Below are 21,609 nucleotides of genomic sequence, written 5' to 3' on the forward strand. Positions count from 1 at the left end.
CCGTGGACCGGATTAGTAGTTGAAAGTCTTTACCAGCAACAGATCGCCAATGGCGCGCAGGGGCACGACAAAGGTCTCGCGTTTTTCATCGACGGTGTTTTCGTTGAGCACCAGGTTGATCTGCGAGGTAATCACCTCGTTCTGGTTGCTCGTTTCATCGAAGTTGTAGCCGCCGTCGCCGTAGTTGCCCCAATAGTTCACGTAGACCAGGTAGGTGCCGTGCATCGGCGCGGTCATGGTGAACATTTCGGGACCGGGACCGTCGACCCCGTCCGGGTCGAGGCCGCCGCCGTTGCTCAGGGCCGGCTGGCCAAAGAAGGCATGTTGGCCGTCGGGTGTGACGATATGCAGGTCGAGTTCAGCGTTTGGATCGTCCCAGCCCAGCACCACGCGGATCTGCGCCGGGGTGCGCAAGTTATTGGCTTCGTAGAATTGCACGCGCTTGAGGGACTGGCCTTCGGAGCTGCGCACTTCGACGCTGTTGGAGCCAGCGCCAAAGGCGTATGGCCGGGCGAAACGCCCCTCTTCATCGGTGTAGAGATTCAGCGGGTTGCCGTTGACCGACAGGCTGTGGGGCTGACGCGCCGTGCCCATGTCCTTGATCCGGCCTTCGATCATCGTGCGATTGCGCTGGATGCCGCGGTCTATGGGCGGCGTGGGATAGGCGACCTGGGGGTTTTCCGTGCGATCGAGCAAGCCGCTGTAGCGCCAGCCGCCGACCGGCTCCGACATTTCAGCCGAAGGCCCGGCCCACGCCAGCGGCGCACCGAGCAATACGATCAATAAAGAAAGAAAACGCACGTAAGCCTCCTGCCATGCACGACGCAACCCGACACCCTTCCCGGGGCGCTGTTTGTCATTATTCGGGTTTCGTCTGAAGGCCCCGTTACAAGGGGCCGAAGATGGCGCGAAGAGTAGCCATTTGACAGTTTTTTCACAATCGGGAAACGCGCGATTCTGTGTGGGAAATCACGTATCGAACGTGGCGTGAGCCGAATAGAGAATTTATTCGGCTCACGAAATGAGCCGAATACGGAACCCGACGTCACTTCTGACGAAATCCCGTGGCGAGGGAGCTTGCTCCCGCTGGGCTGCGCAGCAGCCCCAAACCCGCCGGGTTGATCCAGTTTGCGACCGCTGCGCGCTCGAGCGGGAGCAAGCTCCCTCGCCACAAAAGCACTGGACCACAGCCCGCGTTACCCCACCCTGATTTGCCCGAAAACCCCATGTCTGCTAGTGTCGCGCCGGTTTAACAGTCAACCGGAATAGCCGCCATGGCCCGCAAAAAAGCTGCACTGGATTTCGAACAATCTCTGGCCGACCTGCAAACACTGGTCGAACGGCTGGAGAACGGCGAATTGTCGCTGGAAGACTCGCTGACGGCTTTCGAGCAAGGTATCGGCTTGACTCGCGACTGCCAGGCGGCATTGGCCCAGGCCGAGCAGAAGGTGCAATTGTTGCTCGAGCGCGACGGCGAGTCGACCGAAGAACCGTTCGACGCGGAACAGCCTGAATGATCGGCGCGTATCAGGCCAGCAGCCAGGCCCGGGTCAATGCTGCACTGGATACCTTGTTCAGCGCCCCGAGCCCGGAACTGGCGCGGCTGTACGAAGCCATGCGCTACAGCGTGATGAACGGCGGCAAGCGGGTACGTCCGCTGCTGGCCTATGCCGCGTGCGAAGCCCTTGGCGGCGCGGCCGAGCAGGCCAACGGCGCGGCTTGCGCGGTTGAGCTGATTCACGCCTATTCCCTGGTGCATGACGACCTGCCGGCCATGGACGATGACGACCTGCGTCGCGGCCAGCCAACGACTCACAAAAAATTCGACGAAGCCTGCGCGATCCTGGCCGGTGATGGCCTGCAGAGCCTGGCCTTCAGTGCGCTGCTGGACCCGACCCTGAGCGATTGCCCGGCGCAGGTTCGCCTGGACATGGTCAGCGCCCTGGCATTGGCGGCAGGCCCTGCCGGAATGGTCGGAGGCCAAGCCATCGACCTCGGTTCGGTGGGCTTGAAGCTCGATCAGGACGCATTGGAATACATGCACCGGCACAAGACCGGCGCGCTGATCGAAGCCAGCGTCAAGCTCGGCGCCCTGGCCAGCGGCCGGGCCACGCCCGCACAACTGCAGGCCTTGCAGACCTACGCCCGAGCCATCGGCCTGGCGTTCCAGGTGCAGGACGACATCCTCGACGTCGAAAGCGATACCCAGACCCTGGGCAAGCGCCAAGGCGCCGACATCGCGCGGGACAAGCCAACCTACCCGGCCCTGCTCGGCCTCGATGCCGCCAAGGCCTACGCCCTGGAACTGCGCGACCAGGCCCTGGCCGCGCTGCGACCCTTTGACGCGGCGGCCGAACCGTTGCGCGATCTGGCGCGTTATATCGTCGAACGACGCAGCTGATACACGGTCAACCCATTTAAGTGCGTATCGGCCAAGTTCCGGCCGACGCGTGGGCAGCTTGCGATGCATAAGGTAAACTGCCGCCTCTTTCTATACCTATAACGATTCGCCTGATGCCCACGACGTTCCAAGAGATTCCCCGCAAGCGCCCGACCACGCCCCTGCTGGACCGCGCCAACACGCCGGACGGCCTGCGTCGCCTGGGTGAAGCCGAGCTGGAAACCCTGGCCGATGAGTTGCGCCTGGAACTGCTCTACACGGTCGGCCAGACCGGTGGGCACTTCGGCGCGGGCCTTGGCGTCATCGAGCTGACCATCGCGTTGCATTACGTCTTCGACACCCCGGACGACCGGCTGGTGTGGGACGTCGGGCACCAGGCGTACCCGCATAAAATCCTCACCGGACGTCGCGACCGCATGGGCACGCTGCGCCAGAAGGACGGCATCGCCGCCTTCCCGCGCCGTTCCGAGAGCGAATACGACACCTTCGGCGTTGGCCACTCCAGCACCTCCATCAGCGCCGCCCTGGGCATGGCAATTGCCGCCCGCCTGCAAAACAGCGAACGCAAGGCCATTGCCGTGATCGGCGACGGCGCACTGACCGCCGGCATGGCCTTCGAGGCGCTGAACCACGCGCCGGAAGTCGACGCCAACATGCTGGTGATCCTCAACGACAACGACATGTCGATCTCGCGCAACGTCGGCGGCTTGTCCAACTACCTGGCGAAGATCCTTTCCAGCCGCACCTACGCGAGCATGCGCGAAGGCAGCAAGAAGGTCCTGTCGCGCCTGCCCGGCGCCTGGGAAATCGCCCGCCGCACCGAAGAATACGCCAAGGGCATGCTGGTGCCCGGCACGCTGTTCGAAGAGCTGGGCTGGAACTACATCGGCCCCATCGACGGCCACGACCTGCCCACGCTGATCGCCACCCTGCGCAACATGCGCGACCTCAAGGGCCCGCAGTTCCTGCACGTGGTCACCAAGAAAGGCAAAGGCTTCGCCCCGGCGGAAGTCGACCCGATCGGCTACCACGCGATCACCAAGCTCGAACCCCTGGACGCTCCGGCGGCCGCACCGAAAAAGGCTGGCGGACCGAAGTATTCCGGCGTGTTCGGCCAATGGCTGTGCGACATGGCCGCCGCCGACCCGCGCCTGGTGGGCATCACGCCGGCAATGAAGGAAGGCTCGGACCTGGTGGCCTTCAGCGAGCGCTACCCGCAGCGCTATTTCGACGTGGCGATTGCCGAGCAGCACGCCGTGACCCTCGCCGCCGGCATGGCCTGCGAAGGCGCCAAGCCTGTCGTGGCGATCTACTCGACGTTCCTGCAGCGCGGCTATGACCAGCTCGTCCACGATGTAGCCGTGCAGAACCTCGACGTGCTGTTCGCCATCGACCGCGCCGGGCTGGTAGGCGAAGACGGCCCGACCCACGCCGGCAGCTTCGACTTGTCTTACCTGCGCTGCATTCCCGGCATGCTGGTGATGACGCCCAGCGATGAAAACGAGCTGCGCAAGATGCTCACCACCGGCCACCTGTTCAATGGTCCGGCGGCGGTACGCTACCCGCGCGGCACCGGCCCGAACGCCACGATCGAAAGCGAACTGGAGCCGATCGAGATCGGCAAAGGCGTGATCCGTCGCCAGGGCAAGCAAACGGCCCTGCTGGTGTTTGGCGTACAACTGGCCGAGGCCCTGAAAGTCGCCGAGACACTCGACGCCACCGTGGTGGACATGCGTTTCGTCAAACCCCTGGACGAAGCCATGGTCCGCGAGATGGCCGCCAGCCACCAACTGCTGGTGACCGTCGAAGAGAACGCCATCATGGGCGGCGCCGGCGCAGCGGTCAGCGAATTCCTGGCGCGGGAAAACATCCTCAAGTCGGTGCTGCACCTTGGGCTGCCGGATATCTATGTCGAACACGCCAAGCCTGCGCAGATGCTGGCCGAATGCGGGCTGGACGAGACTGGGATCGAAGCGGCGGTTCGGCTGCGGTTGCAACTGCTGGGCCTGTAAGTTCAGCCCACACAAGCCCCTGTGGGAGCGAGCTTGCTCGCGATAGCGGAAGATCAGTCAATTAACCCATTGGCTGACAAACCGCTATCGCGAGCAAGCTCGCTCCCCGATTGGTTTTGTGTGAATCAAGCATGATTGGAACACCCATGAAACGCCGTCTCGCCCTCACGCTCGCCCTGCTCCCCATCCCCGACCTGCAGGCCGACACCTTCGAACGCGATCAAGCACTGACGCTGCCCGATATCCTGATCAGCGCCAACCGCCAGGTCGAGGCCCGCAATGACAGCAGCGCCGCCAACACGATCTTCACCCGCGACGACATCGAACGCCTGCAACCGGCCAGCGTCACCGACCTGCTCAGCCGCGTGCCGGGTGTGCAGGTTGCGCCACTGGGCGGGCGCGGCAGCCTGCCGGGGATTTATATCCGCGGCACCAAGTCTGCCCAGAGCCTGGTGCTGGTGGATGGCCAGCGCATCGGCAACGCCACCTCCGGCGACAGTAACCTGCAACGCCTGAACATCAACCAGATCGAACGGGTGGAAGTCTTGCGCGGCTCGCGATCGGTCATCTATGGCGCCGATGCCGTGGGCGGGGTCATTCAGATTTTTACCCGACGCGGTACCGAACAAGGCCTGCAACCACGCCTGCACCTGGGTGTTGGCAGCCACCGGACGTGGGAGCGCAGCCTTGGCCTGTCCGGTGGCGACAGGCAGACCCGCTTCAACCTGGGCGCGAGCCTGGACGAAACCGCAGGAGGCAATCGAACCCACGAGTCCTACGCCAGCGACCGCGACGACGACGCGAACCGCAACCAGTCCTTCAGCCTGAGCCTGAGCCATGCGCTCAGCGATGACCTGGAAATCGGCGTGAACCTGCTGGATAACCGCGGCAAGAGCGAATACGACAACCCGTTCGGCCGTTTCGACCCCAACACCTTCGAGTCCCTGCCCCAGCAGCCTTATAGCGAATTTGCCGTGAGCAGCTTCAGCACCTACGTGGACGGGCGAATCAACGATGCCTGGCAATCCCGCTTCGAACTGGGCCACAGCGAGAACCGCGAGAACACCTACGACAAGCTCAGCGATGTGCGCGAGACCTTCAATACCTATCGTGATTCGCTGACCTGGCAGAACGATGTGACGCTCGACGAGCGCAACAGCCTGATCGTGGGTGGCGACGGGTATCAGGACCGGGTCAACAGCAGCACACCGTTCGATGAGGACAGTCGCTGGAATCGCGCAGCGTTTATCCAGCACCGCTTCCGGGCCGATACGTTTTCCACTGAACTGGGCCTGCGTCGCGACCAGAACCAGCAATTCGGCGGCCAGAACAGTTGGAGCGGCACGCTCACCCTGCCGGTCAACCCGGATAACGACGTGTTGCTGACCTACAGCGAAAGCTTCCGCGCGCCGACCTTCAACGACCTGTATTACCCGGACTACAGCAACCCCGACCTGAAACCCGAGACCGCCAGGAGCTACGAACTGCAATGGCGCAGCCAACTGAGCGACCGTGCCAGCGTCGAGGCTTCGCTGTACCGCACCGACCTGGAAGACGCGATCATTTTTGGCCGCGACTCACGTCCGCAGAACGTCGCTTCGGCGCGGATCAACGGCTTCGAGATGGCCTACCGGCAGGAACTGTTTGGCTGGCAGGGCAACCTGGGCCTGGCCATCATCGACCCGCGCGATCGCGACAGTGGCCATACCCTCGCCCGCCGCGCCCGACGGACGCTGAACCTGGACCTGGATCGGCAATTCGATCGCCTGGGCCTCGGCGCCACCTGGCAAGCGGTGAGCAGTAGCTATGACGATGAAAACAACCGCAATGCCTTGGGCGGCTATGCCCTGCTCGGGTTGCGCGGCAGTTGGGCGCTGAGCCGGGAAGTGAAGCTGGAGATGAAGGTGGATAATGTGCTGGACCAGAGTTACAGCCGGGCGCTGTACAGCCATGACGGTGAGCAGCATGGGTATCGGGAGGAAGGTCGGGCCTGGTTGTTTGGGGTGACCTGGACCCCGGCGCTCTGATCCAGAACCTGTAGCGTCTGGACTGGCCTCATCGCGAGCAAGCTCGCTCCCACAGTTGATCTTCAGTGACCACAGGTTTTGTGTTCACAACAAAACCTGTGGGAGCGAGCTTGCTCGCGATTGCAGGCGCCGCGGTCTACCGATCTGGCGCAATCAATTCGCACAACCGCGCAGTCGCCTCGATCATCTGCCCGCTGGGCCGCTCCAGCCCTTTGTCATTGACCAACAGCAACCTCCCCTGCGCCACCGGCCAGGTTTTCCAGGCGTCTAGCTGCGCCTGGTCCGTGGCCAGGATCATCTGCGGTTGGCGCTGCAACACCGACTCCACGCTCACCTGCGGCGCTGGCAGATCGAGGTCGGCAAAAACGTTGTGGGCGCCGCACACGGCCAGCGCATCACTGATGATCTGCCCGCCACCGACGGTGTACAACGGCCGGTCCCAGACCTGATAGAACACCGGCACCAGCATGTCCCGGCGATAGCGTTGTCGCAGCGCCTCAAGACGTGCGCCCAACTGCGCCGCTCGCTGCACGCCCCGTTCCGGACGGCCGAGCTGGGTGGCGATGTCTTGAATTTGTGTAATGAGCTGGTCAAGGCTGTGGGGTTCGGCGACGTAGATCGGAATGCCCAGCGCTTTAAGTTGCGCGCGCTGCCCCGGACCCACGCTGCCCGGCCAGAGCAGGAGCAAATCAGGCTTGAGGCTGAGCAGACGCTCCATGTCCAGCTGGCCGTAACGCCCAACCGAAGGCAGATCCTTCAGGACCGTCGGACGTTCACCGCCATCCAACACGCCCACCAGCAGGTCGGCGGAATCGAGCTCGACAACGATTTCCGAGAGCGAGGGCGCCAGGCTGACCACACGGGTCGCCGCCATCGTCGAGGCGCTGGTGGCCAGCAGCAGGACCGCCAGCCAAAGACGCATCAACCGAGCTGACGCGGGATGCGATACAGGTAGAACAACACGGCGGTGGATAACGCCAGGAGCATCAACGGCACCGCTTCGAGGCCAACGAACACCGCCAGGGCGCCAATCCATGCTGGCAGGCCTGCCACCAGGAAGGCTGCGCGCCGTCGCGCCGCCAGGGTGATCCAGGCTTGGGGTTCTTCAGGTGTATCGAGGGACTTTTGCGTGGCGACCAGGGCGTTTTTATAGCCGCCGAAGAACCGCAGGCTGACAAACATCGACGCCACGCCCGCAATGAACAGCGGCATCGCCAGCACTGGCAGGATAGCCTCGCCCTGGCCGAATACCGCGTTGATCACGAACAGCGGCAGCAAGGCCAGCGCCAGGTACTGCCACCAGCTGACGGCCAGGCGCCGCCGGACTTGGCCGCGCGTCACGCCCGGTCGACCTCGCCCTGGTGCTCGTTGCCCATCATGTGGTCGAGCTTGCTGGCCTTGGTTGCCAGGTAGAGTTTGTTGTGCGGGTTGTGACCGGTGTGCAGCGGCACGCGCTCGGCCACTACGATCCCCATGTCGGTCAGCGCCTTGACCTTGCGCGGGTTGTTGGTCATCAACCGCAAGGACTTGATACCCAGGTGCTCGAGCATCGGCAAGCAGATGCTGTAGTCGCGCAAGTCGGCGGCAAAGCCGAGGCGCTCGTTGGCTTCCACCGTGTCCGCACCGCCGTCTTGCAGCTCATAGGCGCGGATCTTGTTCAGCAGGCCAATGCCACGCCCTTCCTGGCGCAAATACAGCAACACGCCACGACCTTCACGGGCGATGGCCTGCAATGCCGCTTCGAGTTGCGAGCCGCAATCGCAGCGCTGGCTGAACAGGGCATCGCCCGTCAGGCATTCGGAGTGCAGGCGGCCGAGTACCGGAGCGCCGTCGGCGAAATCACCCAGGCTCAGCACAACGTGCTCGCGACCGGTGGCTTCATCGAGAAAACCATGCATGGTGAATTGCGCAAAGGGCGTTGGCAGCTTGGAAGCGGCAACAAAAACGACAGGCACCGGTGTGCTCCTGATCTAGTACTGAAGATTCGCAGAGGCGGGCATTGTAACAGCACGATCCGAGGGACGCTTAGGCTGAATTACTGCCTATTAGCATCGAAAAGTTTGATCACGGCTTCGGTGGCTTGCCATTCTCGTCAAACGGATAGGGTTGCTTCCAGCGTTCGAAAATCGGTTTCAACTCGCCGCTCTTCACCAGCACTTCCATACGGCGGTCGAACAGCGCCCGCAACGTACGGCCGTTTTCGTTATTGGCGAACCCCAGGTACAGCGGCAGATTGATCAGCGGCGAAAGTTTGAATTGCTTGGGATCGTCAGCCTTGGCGAGCACATCCTGGATTTCCATCAACGCATCGATATAAAAATCGGCACGATCATGGGCCAGCATCGGCAAGATACCCACGGCGCGGTGAATTTCATTGAAACGCCGGATGTTGGGCAGGTAGTTGTTGTATTCGTACCCGCGCATCCACACCAGTCGATAGTTGCCAATCGTCGCCAGCGTCGGTGACGGCTTGGAGGCCAGCCCCAGGGCATAGATATGATCGACGTCGTAATGCCAATGCGGGTACAGCAGCCCTTCGGTTTCATCGCGATAGGCGCCTACCTGTGCATCCACCTCCCCACGTTGCACCAACCCGATCGAGCGGGTGTAGGGCACGCTGCGGGTCTCCAGCTTGACGCCTTCAGGCTCGAACACGGCCCGCAAGATGTCCCAGCCCATGCCCTGGCCATCGGCCTGGGTGTAGTCGGCCCACTCTTCGCTGGCCGCACGGATCTTGCCGGGCAGCGGCCCCGATTCGGCCGCCGGAACACCGAGCAGCGCCCCTAAACACAGCAACAGCAGTAGTGCGCGGCTTACGCCCATGCCTGGTTCCCTCAGGTAAAACACCACACCAACCCTTGCATTGCGAGCCAGGCAAACACCCCGGCCAGGACATCGTCGAGCATGATGCCGACACCCCCGTGTACATGCCTGTCGATCCAGCGGATGGGCCATGGCTTGAGGATATCGAAGAAGCGGAACACCAGGAAACCCGTCAGCAACCAGTACCAGCCTTCCGGCACCAGCCACAAGGTAATCCACATGCCGACCATCTCGTCCCAGACGATACCTTCATGGTCATGCACCCGCAGGTCGTCCGCCACTTTGCCACATAACCAGAAGCCGAACAGCATGGTGATGCCGAGCATCAGCCAGTAGCCCCAGTCCGGCAACATCTGCCACAACGGTATGAAGGGTAGCGCAACCAGCGAGCCCCAGGTGCCCGGTGCTTTAGGCAAAGTACCCGAACCGAAGCCAAAAGCCATGAAATGCCAGGGATTGCGCCACACCGAAGGCGGGACAAACTCTGCCGGAACCTGATTGGGATGATCTGTCACGGTGTCTCCCGAAAATGTTGATAACCCCGTATTTGTGGGGTGATGTCGCGTCCGAGGCTGTCCGCCAGCATGACGCCCTGCCCGGCGCAGACCTTGCCGACCACATGGATCGGCCAACCTTCGGCCAAAAGCGCCGATAATCGGACCGGCGGCAGGGTAAACAACAACACGTAGTCGTCGCCACCACTCAGTGCCGCCTGTTGGGCGCCCGGCTGGCCGAGCAATGCCACCAGAGCGTTGGACAGCGGTAGTCGGTCCCGTTCAACAGTCAGTGCCACATCCGAGGCCTGCGCGATATGCCCGCAATCGGCCAGCAAGCCATCGGAAATATCCATCGCCGCACTGGCCTTGCCCCGCAATGCCAGGCCGAGGTCGATCTGCGGCTGCGGTGACCAGTAATGCGCCAGCAGCGGCCCGGCGACCTCAGGTTCGGCGCTGCGCTGGCCGAGGACCAGCGGCAACGCCCCAGCGGCATTGCCCAGCTCGCCGCCGACACACAACAGATCGCCCGGCTGCGCGCCGCTTCGGGTCAAGGCCTGCCCGGCCGGCACGCGACCGAACACGGTCATGGTCAGGCTCAACGGGCCGCGGGTGGTATCACCGCCCACCAGCGCCACGCCGCACGCCTGGGCCATCTGGCTCAAACCGTGGGCGTAGGCTTGCAGCCAATCGGCGGTCACGGTTGGCAGGGTCAGGGCGAGGGTGAAGGCAACAGGGCTGGCGCCCATGGCAGCCAGGTCGCTCACCGCCACAGCCAGCGAGCGCTGGCCGAGCAGGAACGGGTCGCAAGGATCAGGGAAATGCACACCGGCCACGAGCGTGTCGGTGGAAACCGCCAGCTGTTCCCCGGAAGGAACGGCCAGCAAGGCGCAGTCGTCGCCGATCCCCAGCGCAACGCCCTCGCCGCCCTGCGCGCATGGCGCAGCGGCGAAGTAATGGCGGATCAGCTCAAACTCACCCATGGGATTCCAAGCGCTATCAGCGCTTGAACGCCTTCACTTCAGCTTCACGCAGGCGCGGGGCGAGCTTGTCGAGCACACCGTTGACGAACTTGTGGCCGTCGGTGGAACCGAAGACTTTCGCCAGTTCGATCCCTTCGTTGATCACCACGCGATACGGTACGTCGACGCGCTTGAGCAGCTCCCAGGTGGACAGGCGTAGGACCGCCAGTTCAACCGGATCCAGCTCTTCGATGGCCAAGTCCAGGCAAGGCGTCAGCGCCGTGTCGATTTCGGTCTTGAACTGCGGAACCCCGTGGAGGATTTCGCGGAAATACGCGCCGTCGACATCACTGAAATCGTTATCGACGCGAAACTGCGCTTCGATCTCGTTCAGCGATTGCTTGGCCATGTGCCATTGGTACAGGGCCTGGGTCGCGAGCTGACGGGCTTCGCGGCGCTTGACGCTCTTCGAAGGCTTGCCGGCATCCGCGGGCTTTGGATCGCGCGGGTTGAAACGATCGCTTTCGTCGCTAATCACTTGGCCTCCAACTGCGCCAGCAGGCTGACCATTTCCAGGGCGGACAGGGCAGCTTCGGCACCTTTGTTACCGGCCTTGGTGCCGGAACGTTCGATGGCTTGTTCGATGGAATCAACGGTCAGCACGCCGAACGCGACCGGTACGCCGAACTCCATGGACACCTGGGCCAGGCCCTTGGTGCATTCGCCAGCGACGTATTCGAAGTGCGGAGTACCGCCACGAATGACCGCGCCGAGGGCGATGATCGCCGCGTATTCGCCCTTTTGAGCGACTTTCTGCGCAACCAGCGGAATTTCGAAGGCGCCAGGCGCACGGATAATGGTGATGTCGCTTTCGCTCACGCCATGGCGAACCAGGGCATCGACCGCGCCGTCGACCAGGCTCTCAACCACGAAGCTGTTGAAACGGCCAACTACCAGCGCGTAGCGGCCCTTGGGGGCGATGAAGGTACCTTCGATGGTCTTCAGGGTCATTCGTCAGATCTCTTAAAGAGCCGGAGCACGTTCGATACGCGCTCCTCAGTGATATTAGCCACGAATACAGGGTCGTGGATCCCGCCATCTCATTCACTTGCACATCTTTTATGGTGAGGACACTTACTCCCGCCGAACCACGTCGTAGGAGCTGTCGAGTGCAACGAGGCTGCGATCTTTCCCCAGACACTTGAGTCCCAAGCGAAAGATCAAAATCAAAAGATCGCAGCCTTCGGCAGCTCCTACACCCGTTGGGAGCAAACTCCCTCACCACATAAAATCAGCAAGCCTGATAATGCCGCAATCCCCGGGCCATTATTCGGAGGGCACGTATTCTACAACTTCCAGATCGAAACCGGATATCGCATTAAATTTCATGGGTGCGCTCATCAGGCGCATCTTGCGTACGCCCAGGTCGCGAAGGATCTGCGAACCGGCACCGACGATGCTGTAGGTGGTCGGTTTTTTCACCGGTTGTTGTTCGGTGGTTTCGCGGATATGCGCCAGCAGCACATCGCCATCGAGCGGATGTCCGAGCAGCAGCACCACGCCGCTGCCCGCCTCGGCCACGGCGGCCATGGCGGCGCGCAGGCTCCAGCGGCCGGGTTGCTTGACCATCAGCAAGTCGCGCAGCGGGTCCATGTTGTGCACGCGGACCAGGGTCGGTTCTTCAGCACAGACAGTGCCCAGGGTCAGCGCCATGTGCACGTCGCCTTCCACCGAATCGCGGTAGGTCACCAGGTTGAACTGGCCCAGTTCGCTGTCCAACGGCTGCTCGGCAATCCGCTGAACGGTACGTTCGTGGATCATCCGATAGTGAATCAGGTCGGCGATGGTGCCGATCTTGATGTTGTGCTCGACGGCAAAGGCTTCCAGTTCCGCGCGACGGGACATGGTGCCGTCGTCGTTCATCACTTCGCAGATGACGCCGGCGGGCTCGAAACCGGCCATGCGCGCCAGGTCGCACGCTGCTTCGGTGTGGCCGGCACGGGCCAGGGTGCCGCCGGCCTGGGCCATCAGCGGAAAGATATGGCCCGGGCTGACGATGTCTTCGGCCTTGGCGTCGGCGGCCGCAGCGGCTTGCACGGTGCGCGCGCGGTCAGCGGCGGAGATACCGGTGGTCACGCCCTCGGCGGCCTCGATGGACACGGTGAACTTGGTGCCGAAGCCCGAGCCATTGCGCGGCGCCATCAGCGGCAGCTTCAGCAGTTCGCAGCGCTCGCGGGTCATCGGCATGCAGATCAGGCCACGGGCGTGCTTGGCCATGAAGTTGATGTGCTCGGCCTTGCAGCATTCGGCGGCCATGATCAGGTCGCCTTCGTTCTCGCGGTCTTCGTCATCCATGAGGATGACCATCTTGCCTTGGCGGATGTCTTCAACCAGTTCTTCGATGCTATTGAGCGCCACGCGGCACCCCCTTGGGTCAGGATTTGAGGTAGCCGTTGGCGGCCAGAAAACTTTCAGTGATGTTACCGGCCCGCCGTTGTGAAGGGTCAGACTCTGCGGCCTTGTCTCCCATAAGCAGGCGCTCCAGGTAACGGGCCAGCAAGTCGACTTCCAGGTTGACCCGGCGACCTGGCCGGTACGAAGCCATGATGGTTTCGCTCAACGTATGGGGAATGATCGTCAGCATGAACTCGGCGCCATCCACCGCGTTGACCGTCAGGCTGGTGCCGTCGACAGTGATCGAGCCTTTATGGGCGATGTACTTGGCCAGTTCTTTCGGAGCGCGGATACGAAATTCCACGGCACGGGCGTTATCGGTACGCGAGACGACTTCACCGACGCCATCCACATGGCCGCTGACCAGGTGACCGCCCAGGCGGGTGGTTGGTGTAAGGGCTTTTTCCAGGTTGACCGGGCTGCCACTCTTGAGGTCGTTCATCGCGGTGCAGTCGAGGGTTTCGCGGCTGACGTCGGCGAGAAAGCCATTGCCCGGCAGCTCGACGGCCGTCAGGCAGACACCGTTCACGGCGATGCTGTCGCCCAATTTGACGTCGCTCAGGTCGAGCTTGCCGGTTTCGACATGGACCCGCACATCGCCGCCCTTGGGGGTGAGTGCGCGGATGCTGCCGATGGATTCGATGATGCCGGTAAACATGGAGTCCTCCTCGAGAACGGGCCGCCGCTTGAGCGAAAGCCGGGAATTATACGCTCGCCAGCGGAACGGGGATGGCAATGACTCGCCAGTCATCGCCCACGGCGCGAATGTCGATGATTTTCAGCTGCGGCGCATCTTTCATCTGCGCCAGCGGCCAGTCGAGCAGCGGCCGCGCTGTGGAACCGAGGAACTTGCCGGCGACGAAAATCTGGAATTCGTCCACCAGGCCTTGCCGGGCAAATGCTCCCGCCAGTCGCGGGCCGGCCTCCACCAGCACTTCATTCACGCCTCGGGCCGCCAATTCAACCAACAGCCGTCGCAAATCGACCTGACCGTCGTCACCCGCCACGATCATGCATTCGGGACCGTTGGCGTACTGTTCTTCCACCGCCATGCAGGTAGCGACCAGCGCCGGGCCAGCCTTGAAAAACGCCGCATTCAGCGGCACCCGCAGGCGTCCATCCACGAGCACGCGCAATGGCGGGCGGCTCATGGCCAACGCGGTCTGCTCGGCGTCCAGCCCCAGCTCGTCGGCGCGCACGGTCAGCCGGGCGTTGTCCGCCAGCACCGTGTCGGCACCGGTCAGCACGACACTGGCCTGGGCCCGCAGGCGTTGGACCGCCGAACGTGCAGCGGGGCCGGTGATCCACTGGCTCTCGCCGCTTTCCATGGCCGTGCGACCGTCGAGGCTCATGGCGAGCTTGACCCGCACGAACGGCAGGCCGTGCTCCATGCGCTTGAGAAAACCTTCGTTGAGCTTGCGCGCTTCGCCTTCGAGCACGCCGCTTTCGGTGGCGATCCCGGCCTGGGCCAACCGCTGCAGGCCGCGGCCGGCGACTTCGGGATTGGGGTCCTGCATCGCCGCCACCACCCGCGCCACGCCGGCATTGACCAACGCATCGGCACACGGCGGCGTACGGCCATGGTGGCTGCACGGTTCGAGGGTCACATAGGCCGTGGCGCCCCGGGCGTTGTCACCGGCGGCCCGCAGGGCATGGACTTCGGCGTGGGGTTCGCCAGCGCGGATGTGCCAGCCTTCGCCGACCACCTGCCCGTCCCGCACGATTACGCAACCTACCCGAGGATTGGGGTGGGTGGTGTAGTGACCACGTCGCGCCAACTCCAGGGCGCGGGCCATGTAGTGGGCGTCGAGGACGGCTTGTTGCGCCGGGCTGGTCATTCTTTCACCGGCTCGCGGGCCAGGCGGTCGATTTCCTCGCGGAATTCGTTGAGGTCCTGGAAACGTCGATAGACCGAGGCGAAGCGGATGTAGGCCACTTCATCGAGCTTCTGCAACTCGGCCATCACCAGCTCGCCGACGACGAGGGACTTGACCTCGCGCTCGCCGGTCGCGCGCAGCTTGTGCTTGATGTGCACCAGCGCCGCTTCCAGGCGCTCGACACTCACCGGGCGTTTTTCCAGGGCGCGCTGCATGCCGGCGCGCAGTTTTTCTTCGTCGAACGGCTGGCGGCTGCCGTCGGTCTTGATCAGGCGCGGCAACACCAGTTCAGCCGTCTCGAACGTCGTGAAACGCTCGCCGCAGGCCAGGCATTCGCGGCGGCGGCGGACTTGTTCGCCTTCGGCGACCAGTCGCGAGTCGATGACTTTGGTGTCGTTGGCACCGCAGAAGGGACAGTGCATGGTGGCAGGCAACAAAAAAAGGGAGGGCCATGGTAGCGCATCCCACTGGCAAGACAAGCCATAGGGTTTACGGTATACAGACGGGCTTATCGCCAGATCCATGGAATTCACCTTGCTGGAGCCACCCATGCCGCTACGATCCATTGTTTTGCTCAGCCTTTTCAGCCTGCTGATGGCGTGCAGCAGCGACGCCCCCAAACCCGCCGCGCCGGCTCCAACGCCCGCGCCAAAACAGGCCCAGGAGAAGGCCCGCCAGGCAGCGGAGCTGGGACCGCTGCCGGCGTATCAGCGCGAGTTGAGCGGCACCTTGCAAGGCGTGCCGGCCGGGGCTGAAGTGGAACTGGCGCTGCTGGTGATCGATGACAAGGATCGCCCGCAGCAACTGCTCGCCAGTTCCAGCCTGATCGGCACCAATCAGGCCCTGCCGTTCCACCTGCGCTTCAACCCCGAGGCGTTCCCCGTTGGCGCCCGCGTGGAATTGCGCGGCCGGGCCAGCCAGTCGGGCCAGTTGATCCTGCACCTGCCGGAGCAACGCATCAGCCAACCGACCACCCAGGCGCTGGGCGTCCTGCAATTCGTCAAAGCGCCATGAGGGCACCGCAGGACCTGCAACAAGCGCTGGGCGAGTTGCTTGGCGATGCGCGCCTGGTGGCCTGTCCGCTACCGGGCACAGACTTGAAGTTGTGGCTGATTGACGGCGACAACATGGACCGCGCCTTCAGCCCGGAGGAAACCCGGCGCATCCTCCACGAACCGCCCTACTGGAGTTTTTGCTGGGCCAGCGGCCTGGCGATGGCGCGCTACCTGGCCGAACAGCCACAGTGGGTCGAAGGCAAGCGAGTGCTGGATTTCGGCGCCGGCTCCGGCGTGGCGGGCATCGCGGCGATCAAGGCCGGCGCGCTGGAAGTGGTGGCCTGCGACCTGGATCCGTTGGCGATTGGCGCGTGCCAGGCGAATGCCGAACTCAACGGCGTCGAGCTGGGTTATTCGAGGGATTTTTTCGCCGAGGCTGATCGCTTTGATCTGATCCTGGTCGCCGACGTGCTCTACGACCGGGCCAACCTGCCGTTGCTCGATGAGTTTCTCAGCCGGGGTCGCGAGGCGTTGGTGGCCGATTCCCGGGTGCGGGATTTCCAGCATCCGCTGTACCGGCGCATCGAAATGCTCGAGGCCATGACCTTGCCGGACCTGGCCGAGCCGGAGGAGTTTCGGCATGTGAGCCTGTACCACGCTCGGCGCTGACTCATAGAAGCATCGCGAGCAAGCTCGCTCCCACAGGGCCCGCATGAACACTTGAAATTCCTGTGGGAGCGAGCTTGCTCGCGATAAGGCCCTGCCAATCAATACACCTCTCACTGCCACCCCGCTTTCAGCCACCCCCCACCAAGCCGTATAGTTGCCCCATTCAAGCGTTCTACGAGATTTCCCATGACCCAGGACACGCCTTACATCTTTGACGCCACCACGGCCGATTTCGACCAGTCGGTGATCGCCAACTCTTTCCACAAACCGGTGCTGGTGGATTTCTGGGCCGAGTGGTGCGCGCCGTGCAAGGCGTTGATGCCCATGTTGCAAGGCATCGCCGAGAGCTATCGGGGCGAACTGCTGCTGGCCAAGGTCAACTGCGACATCGAGCAGGACATCGTTGCCCGCTTCGGCATTCGCAGCCTGCCGACCGTGGTGCTGTTCAAGGACGGCCAGCCGGTCGACGGCTTTGCCGGGGCCCAGCCGGAATCCGCGGTGCGGGCCATGCTCGAACCCCATGTGCAGATGCCGCCGCCAGCCGCCGCCGATCCGCTCGAACAGGCCCAGGCGCTGTTTGACGAAGGCCGCTTCGCCGACGCCGAAGCCGTGCTCACGGTGCTGCTGGGTGAAGACAACACCAACGCCAAGGCGCTGATTCTCTATGCCCGCTGCCTGACCGAGCGCGGTGAACTGGGCGAGGCACAAACAGTCCTCGACGCGGTGAAAAGCGACGAGCACAAGGCTGCACTGGCCGGTGCCAAGGCGCAAATTCAGTTCCTCGGCCTGGCCAAGGATCTACCGGACGCCGCCGAGCTCAAGGCGCGCCTGGCGCAAAATCCGCAGGACGATGAGGCGGTGTATCAACTGGCGATCCAGCAACTGGCGCGCCAACAGTACGAAGCGGCCCTCGATGCCCTGCTCAAGCTGTTCGTGCGTAACCGCAGCTACAGCGAAGGCCTGCCGCACAAGACCTTGCTGCAAGTGTTCGAACTGCTGGGCAACGACCATCCGCTGGTGACGACCTATCGGCGCAAGCTGTTCGCCGCGTTGTATTGATTGCACCGTAGGAGCTCCTACACAGCTTCTACGCAGTTTCGTGCCAGCTGTAGAGCGGTATGTCGCCGCCGCTGATGACTTTTACATCCGGGCTGTGGCGCAAGCGCACCAACAAGCGCTTGCCTGACGAGGCGCTGCCGGTCAGGCCTTCGAGTTGTTCCAGCAGGTCCGGGCCGCTCAGTTGGCCGGCCTTGCGCAGCAGCTCCTTGGCGATCTGCCATTGGGCATCATCTTGATTCGCCGGTTTGGCCGCAGGTGCCACTGCACTCTCGGACTTGGCCACTTGCAACTGCGCGCCGAGCTGCGCCCAGTCGTCCTCATCCATTTCGATCGTCAAGTCCACCGGCCACTCGCCGACGGTTCCGCGTATCCGCAACATTACCGTGCTCCCGAAGATTTCATGTTCGCATGCTCCCATGGGCCTTGCGCGACGCCAAGCAGACGGTCAAACTCTGCGCACTTTCGTTATAAGATTACATAACCTTTTCGGAGACTCGTCATGCGTCGTCTGCTTCTCGCTTTGCCGTTCGCCCTGCTGCCATTGGCCGTCGCTCACGCCGCGGTGGAGCATGACCATGACCATGACCACGAACACGGCAGCCTCGGCGCCCATGAACACGGCGTCGCTCGACTGAACGCCGCCCTGGACGGCCAGACCCTGGAATTGGAACTGGAAAGCCCGGCGATGAACCTGGTGGGTTTCGAACACGCCGCCACCAGCGATGCCGACAAGGCCAAGGTCGCCGCCGTGCGCGCGCAATTGGAAAAACCACTGGCGCTGTTCACCCTGCCAGCCGCCGCCAAATGCACCGTGGCCCAGCAGGAACTGGAAAGCCCGTTGTTCGGTGATGAACCGGACCATGAAGACCATGACGAAGACGCCGATGGCGACGAACACCATGGCGAACACAGCGAGATCCACGCCCACTATCAATTCACCTGCGCCACCCCTGGCGCCTTGAAGAACCTGGACTTGGCGACGCTGTTCAAAACCTTCCCGGCCACCCAGAAAATTCAGGTACAACTGATCAGCCCGAGCGGCCAGCAAGGCGTGGAAGTGACGGCCAAGGCGCCAGCGTTGAAATTCTGACTCACCGAAAACCCCATGTGGGAGCGGGGGGGGGGGGGGAGAGCGCGGGCCCCAGAAAAAATACTTGGGCGGGGCCCCCCGTAGCGCGGCACCCCCCCCCCCCCCCCCCCCCCCCCCCCCCCCCCCCCCCCCCCCCCCACAGGGGGGGCTCCCACTACTCTGAAAAACCGGCGATATGACCCAAGCACTCATCGAACTGTCCAACCTGGGCTTCAGTTGGCCCGGGCATCCGCCCTTGCTGGATATCCCGGCGTTTCGCCTGGAAGCCGGCGAAACCGTGTTCCTCAAGGGCCCGAGCGGCAGCGGCAAGACCACCTTGCTGGGGCTGCTGGGCGGCGTGCAGACACCGGATCGCGGCAGCATCCGCCTGCTCGGCCAGGAACTCAGCGAACTGGGCGCCGGCCGCCGCGACCGCTTCCGTGTGGACCACACCGGCTACATCTTCCAGCAGTTCAACCTGCTGCCGTTTCTCTCGGTGCGCGAAAACGTCGAATTGCCCTGCCACTTTTCCAAACTGCGCGCGCAACGGGCTATCCAGCGTCACGGCAGCATCGACCAGGCCGCCGCCACCTTGCTGGCCCACCTGGGGCTGACCGATCCAAGCCTGTTGGAGCGGCGCGCCGATTCATTGTCCATCGGCCAGCAACAACGGGTCGCTGCCGCCCGCGCCTTGATCGGCCAACCGGAACTGGTGATCGCCGACGAACCGACTTCGGCCCTGGACTACGACGCTAGGGAAAATTTCCTGCGCCTGTTGTTTGCGGAATGCCGCGAGGCCGGGTCGAGCCTGTTGTTTGTCAGCCATGACCAGAGCCTGGCGCCGCTGTTCGACCGTAACCTCTCGCTGGCCGATCTCAATCGCGCCGCCACGCCACTCGAGGTCTGAGATGTATTTGTTCCGTCTAGCCATGGCCAGCCTGGCGAACCGCCGCTTCACCGCGATCCTCACTGCGTTTGCCATTGCCCTGTCGGTGTGCCTGCTGTTGGCGGTGGAACGCGTGCGCACCGAGGCGCGGGCCAGTTTCGCCAGCACCATCAGCGGCACCGACCTGATCGTCGGCGCCCGCTCCGGCTCGGTGAACCTGCTGCTGTACTCGGTGTTTCGCATCGGCAACGCCACCAACAACATCCGCTGGGACAGCTTCGAGCAGTTCGCCAAGAACCCGAAAGTGAAATGGGCGATTCCCATGTCCCTCGGCGATTCCCATCGCGGTTATCGGGTGATGGGCACCACCGAGGCCTATTTCGAGCATTACCAGTACGGCCGCCAGCAACACCTGGAACTGGCCGATGGCCGGGCGTTCGCCACCGATCCATTCGAAGTCGTGCTGGGCGCCGAAGTAGCCGAGGCGCTGCATTACAAACTGGGGGACAAACTGGTGCTGGCCCACGGCGTCGCGGCGATCAGCCTGGTCAAGCATGACGACAAGCCCTTCACCGTGGTCGGGATTCTCAAGCGCACCGGTACGCCAGTGGACCGCACACTGCACATCAGCCTCGGCGGTATGGAGGCCATCCACATCGACTGGAAAAACGGCGTGCCGGCCCAGGGCAATGGCCGCATCAGCGCCGACCAGGCCCGCAATATGGATCTCACGCCCCAAGCGATCACCGCGTTCATGCTTGGCCTCAACAGCAAGATCTCGACCTTCGCCTTGCAGCGCGAGATCAACGAATTCCGCGGCGAACCGCTGCTGGCGATCCTGCCCGGCGTGGCGTTGCAGGAATTGTGGAGCCTGATGGGCACGGCGGAAAAAGCCCTATTCGTGATTTCGTTGTTCGTGGTGCTGACCGGGTTGATCGGCATGCTCACGGCGATTCTCACCAGCCTCAACGAGCGCCGCCGGGAAATGGCGATCCTGCGCTCGGTGGGCGCACGGCCGTGGCACATCGCGAGCCTGCTGGTGCTCGAAGCCTTCGCCTTGGCGCTGGCCGGCGTCACTGCGGGGCTGGCGTTGCTGTACATCGGCATCGCCGCCGCCCAGGGTTACGTGCAGTCTGCCTATGGCTTGTACTTGCCGCTGGGCTGGCCAAGTGAATATGAATGGACGCTGCTGGCTGGCATCCTGGTCGCCGCCCTGTTGATGGGCAGCGTGCCGGCCTGGCGCGCCTATCGCCAATCGTTGGCCGATGGCCTGTCGATCCGTTTATGAGGAAGCCGAAGATGCCCCGCGCCGTGCTTGCGCTGTTGATGCTGGTCGCCGCCCTGCCCCTTTGGGCGGCCGAGCCGAGGGACCTGGCCTGGTCGGAAATGATCCCGCCGGACGCGCCACCGGAAGTGCCGAACATGACGCCGTTGCACGACCTGTCGAAGATGAGCGATGCCCTGGCTGCCGAATCCGCCCCTGCGGCCAGGCAGGACCTGCCCAACGCGCCGGTGGTCAAGGCGCTCGATGGGCAGCAGATTCGCTTGCCGGGTTACATCGTGCCGCTGGAAGTCAGCGAAGAAGGTCGCACCACGGACTTTTTGTTGGTGCCGTACTTCGGCGCCTGTATCCATGTGCCGCCTCCGCCGTCGAACCAGATCGTCCATGTGAAAAGCGAAGTCGGGGTCAAGCTCGACGAGTTGTATCAGCCGTACTGGGTCGAAGGGCCGATGCAGGTCAAGCCGTCCACCAGTGAACTGGCCGATGCCGGGTATCAGATGGAGGCTGAGAAGATTTATGTGTATGAGCTGCCGGAGTGAATCCGGTGGTGATGGGTTGTTGATGAGATAGCTATCGTCGGATGGGGCCCTCAAGGTTTG

Annotated in this window: 25 protein-coding genes; 11 read left to right on the forward strand and 14 right to left on the reverse strand. The window is 63.2% G+C overall.

From position 1 onward, the window contains the following. Positions 1 to 12 precede the first annotated feature (12 nt). Complete coding sequence (locus tag JMN22_RS10125) at positions 13 to 801, reverse strand: YfaP family protein (RefSeq protein ID WP_030140447.1); 789 nt, start codon at positions 799 to 801, stop codon at positions 13 to 15. Between the two features lie 473 nt (positions 802 to 1,274). On the opposite strand from JMN22_RS10125, the gene JMN22_RS10130 reads away from it, so the two are divergent. The 4 genes from JMN22_RS10130 (at position 1,275) to JMN22_RS10145 (ending at position 6,440) form a co-directional block, all read left to right on the forward strand. Beyond that, entirely contained in the window at positions 1,275 to 1,517 is a 243-nt protein-coding gene (locus JMN22_RS10130; protein ID WP_198796675.1) for an exodeoxyribonuclease VII small subunit, read from the forward strand. After that, complete coding sequence (gene ispA / locus JMN22_RS10135) at positions 1,514 to 2,401, forward strand: (2E,6E)-farnesyl diphosphate synthase (RefSeq protein ID WP_198796674.1); 888 nt, start codon at positions 1,514 to 1,516, stop codon at positions 2,399 to 2,401. Before JMN22_RS10130 ends, ispA begins: the two co-directional genes overlap by 4 nt. Before the next feature lie 113 nt (positions 2,402 to 2,514). Then, the gene (gene dxs / locus JMN22_RS10140) at positions 2,515 to 4,413 is read left to right on the forward strand and encodes a 1-deoxy-D-xylulose-5-phosphate synthase (RefSeq protein ID WP_030140450.1); all 1,899 of its coding nucleotides are present in this window, start codon (positions 2,515 to 2,517) and stop codon (positions 4,411 to 4,413) included. A 146-nt stretch (positions 4,414 to 4,559) separates the two neighbouring features. Then, on the forward strand, positions 4,560 to 6,440 hold the full coding sequence (locus JMN22_RS10145; protein ID WP_030140451.1) for a TonB-dependent receptor domain-containing protein: 1,881 nt from the start codon (positions 4,560 to 4,562) through the stop codon (positions 6,438 to 6,440). Between the two features lie 136 nt (positions 6,441 to 6,576). Here JMN22_RS10145 and JMN22_RS10150 read toward each other — a convergent pair whose 3' ends face one another. From JMN22_RS10150 to nrdR, 12 genes are all read right to left on the reverse strand, one after another. Beyond that, on the reverse strand, positions 6,577 to 7,362 hold the full coding sequence (locus JMN22_RS10150; RefSeq protein ID WP_198796673.1) for a cobalamin-binding protein: 786 nt from the start codon (positions 7,360 to 7,362) through the stop codon (positions 6,577 to 6,579). After that, entirely contained in the window at positions 7,362 to 7,781 is a 420-nt protein-coding gene (locus JMN22_RS10155; protein ID WP_198796672.1) for an MFS transporter, read from the reverse strand. The genes JMN22_RS10150 and JMN22_RS10155 overlap by 1 nt, the downstream gene beginning before the upstream one ends. Then, complete coding sequence (ribA, locus tag JMN22_RS10160) at positions 7,778 to 8,395, reverse strand: GTP cyclohydrolase II (protein WP_030140454.1); 618 nt, start codon at positions 8,393 to 8,395, stop codon at positions 7,778 to 7,780. Before ribA ends, JMN22_RS10155 begins: the two co-directional genes overlap by 4 nt. A gap of 109 nt (positions 8,396 to 8,504) precedes the next feature. Further along, positions 8,505 to 9,263: a substrate-binding periplasmic protein gene (locus JMN22_RS10165; RefSeq protein ID WP_198796671.1), complete on the reverse strand. Its 759-nt coding sequence runs from the start codon at positions 9,261 to 9,263 to the stop codon at positions 8,505 to 8,507. A gap of 11 nt (positions 9,264 to 9,274) precedes the next feature. Next, on the reverse strand, positions 9,275 to 9,778 hold the full coding sequence (locus JMN22_RS10170; RefSeq protein ID WP_030140455.1) for a phosphatidylglycerophosphatase A family protein: 504 nt from the start codon (positions 9,776 to 9,778) through the stop codon (positions 9,275 to 9,277). Continuing rightward, on the reverse strand, positions 9,775 to 10,740 hold the full coding sequence (gene thiL / locus JMN22_RS10175) for a thiamine-phosphate kinase (protein WP_198796670.1): 966 nt from the start codon (positions 10,738 to 10,740) through the stop codon (positions 9,775 to 9,777). Before thiL ends, JMN22_RS10170 begins: the two co-directional genes overlap by 4 nt. Before the next feature lie 16 nt (positions 10,741 to 10,756). Continuing rightward, positions 10,757 to 11,257 (reverse strand): transcription antitermination factor NusB, encoded by a 501-nt coding sequence (gene nusB, locus JMN22_RS10180; RefSeq protein ID WP_198796669.1) that lies wholly within the window; start codon positions 11,255 to 11,257, stop codon positions 10,757 to 10,759. Further along, entirely contained in the window at positions 11,254 to 11,730 is a 477-nt protein-coding gene (gene ribH / locus JMN22_RS10185; protein ID WP_030140459.1) for a 6,7-dimethyl-8-ribityllumazine synthase, read from the reverse strand. The genes nusB and ribH overlap by 4 nt, the downstream gene beginning before the upstream one ends. Before the next feature lie 315 nt (positions 11,731 to 12,045). Continuing rightward, on the reverse strand, positions 12,046 to 13,137 hold the full coding sequence (ribBA, locus tag JMN22_RS10190; RefSeq protein WP_030140460.1) for a bifunctional 3,4-dihydroxy-2-butanone-4-phosphate synthase/GTP cyclohydrolase II: 1,092 nt from the start codon (positions 13,135 to 13,137) through the stop codon (positions 12,046 to 12,048). Positions 13,138 to 13,153: 16 nt separating this feature from the next. Further along, positions 13,154 to 13,831: a riboflavin synthase gene (locus JMN22_RS10195; protein ID WP_030140461.1), complete on the reverse strand. Its 678-nt coding sequence runs from the start codon at positions 13,829 to 13,831 to the stop codon at positions 13,154 to 13,156. Positions 13,832 to 13,877: 46 nt separating this feature from the next. After that, on the reverse strand, positions 13,878 to 15,011 hold the full coding sequence (gene ribD / locus JMN22_RS10200) for a bifunctional diaminohydroxyphosphoribosylaminopyrimidine deaminase/5-amino-6-(5-phosphoribosylamino)uracil reductase RibD (protein WP_030140462.1): 1,134 nt from the start codon (positions 15,009 to 15,011) through the stop codon (positions 13,878 to 13,880). Beyond that, on the reverse strand, positions 15,008 to 15,472 hold the full coding sequence (gene nrdR / locus JMN22_RS10205; protein WP_013694316.1) for a transcriptional regulator NrdR: 465 nt from the start codon (positions 15,470 to 15,472) through the stop codon (positions 15,008 to 15,010). Before nrdR ends, ribD begins: the two co-directional genes overlap by 4 nt. A 127-nt stretch (positions 15,473 to 15,599) precedes the next feature. Here nrdR and JMN22_RS10210 point away from each other — a divergent pair, with 127 nt between their 5' ends. The 3 genes from JMN22_RS10210 to trxA all read left to right on the forward strand — a co-directional run bounded on the left by JMN22_RS10210 (position 15,600) and on the right by trxA (position 17,773). Next, positions 15,600 to 16,064, forward strand: a complete 465-nt coding sequence (locus JMN22_RS10210) for a YbaY family lipoprotein (RefSeq protein ID WP_030140463.1) — start codon at positions 15,600 to 15,602, stop codon at positions 16,062 to 16,064. Beyond that, complete coding sequence (locus tag JMN22_RS10215; RefSeq protein ID WP_030140464.1) at positions 16,061 to 16,714, forward strand: class I SAM-dependent methyltransferase; 654 nt, start codon at positions 16,061 to 16,063, stop codon at positions 16,712 to 16,714. The genes JMN22_RS10210 and JMN22_RS10215 overlap by 4 nt, the downstream gene beginning before the upstream one ends. A gap of 186 nt (positions 16,715 to 16,900) precedes the next feature. Continuing rightward, positions 16,901 to 17,773, forward strand: coding sequence for a thioredoxin (gene trxA / locus JMN22_RS10220; protein ID WP_030140465.1), 873 nt, complete (start codon positions 16,901 to 16,903; stop codon positions 17,771 to 17,773). A 28-nt stretch (positions 17,774 to 17,801) separates the two neighbouring features. Here trxA and JMN22_RS10225 read toward each other — a convergent pair whose 3' ends face one another. Continuing rightward, the gene (locus JMN22_RS10225) at positions 17,802 to 18,152 is read right to left on the reverse strand and encodes a hypothetical protein (RefSeq protein ID WP_198796668.1); all 351 of its coding nucleotides are present in this window, start codon (positions 18,150 to 18,152) and stop codon (positions 17,802 to 17,804) included. A 120-nt stretch (positions 18,153 to 18,272) separates the two neighbouring features. On the opposite strand from JMN22_RS10225, the gene JMN22_RS10230 reads away from it, so the two are divergent. The 4 genes from JMN22_RS10230 to JMN22_RS10245 all read left to right on the forward strand — a co-directional run bounded on the left by JMN22_RS10230 (position 18,273) and on the right by JMN22_RS10245 (position 21,549). After that, a complete protein-coding gene (locus JMN22_RS10230; protein ID WP_198796667.1) occupies positions 18,273 to 18,863 on the forward strand; it encodes a DUF2796 domain-containing protein in 591 nt (196 codons plus the stop codon). A gap of 175 nt (positions 18,864 to 19,038) precedes the next feature. Then, positions 19,039 to 19,749: an ABC transporter ATP-binding protein gene (locus JMN22_RS10235; protein ID WP_198796666.1), complete on the forward strand. Its 711-nt coding sequence runs from the start codon at positions 19,039 to 19,041 to the stop codon at positions 19,747 to 19,749. Position 19,750: 1 nt separating this feature from the next. Then, complete coding sequence (locus JMN22_RS10240; RefSeq protein WP_181288424.1) at positions 19,751 to 21,016, forward strand: ABC transporter permease; 1,266 nt, start codon at positions 19,751 to 19,753, stop codon at positions 21,014 to 21,016. Between the two features lie 11 nt (positions 21,017 to 21,027). Beyond that, the gene (locus tag JMN22_RS10245) at positions 21,028 to 21,549 is read left to right on the forward strand and encodes a DUF3299 domain-containing protein (protein ID WP_198796665.1); all 522 of its coding nucleotides are present in this window, start codon (positions 21,028 to 21,030) and stop codon (positions 21,547 to 21,549) included. The last annotated feature ends 60 nt before the right edge of the window (positions 21,550 to 21,609 follow it).

Source organism: Pseudomonas sp. HB05, assembly GCF_016756915.1.
GTDB lineage: Bacteria > Pseudomonadota > Gammaproteobacteria > Pseudomonadales > Pseudomonadaceae > Aquipseudomonas > Aquipseudomonas alvandae.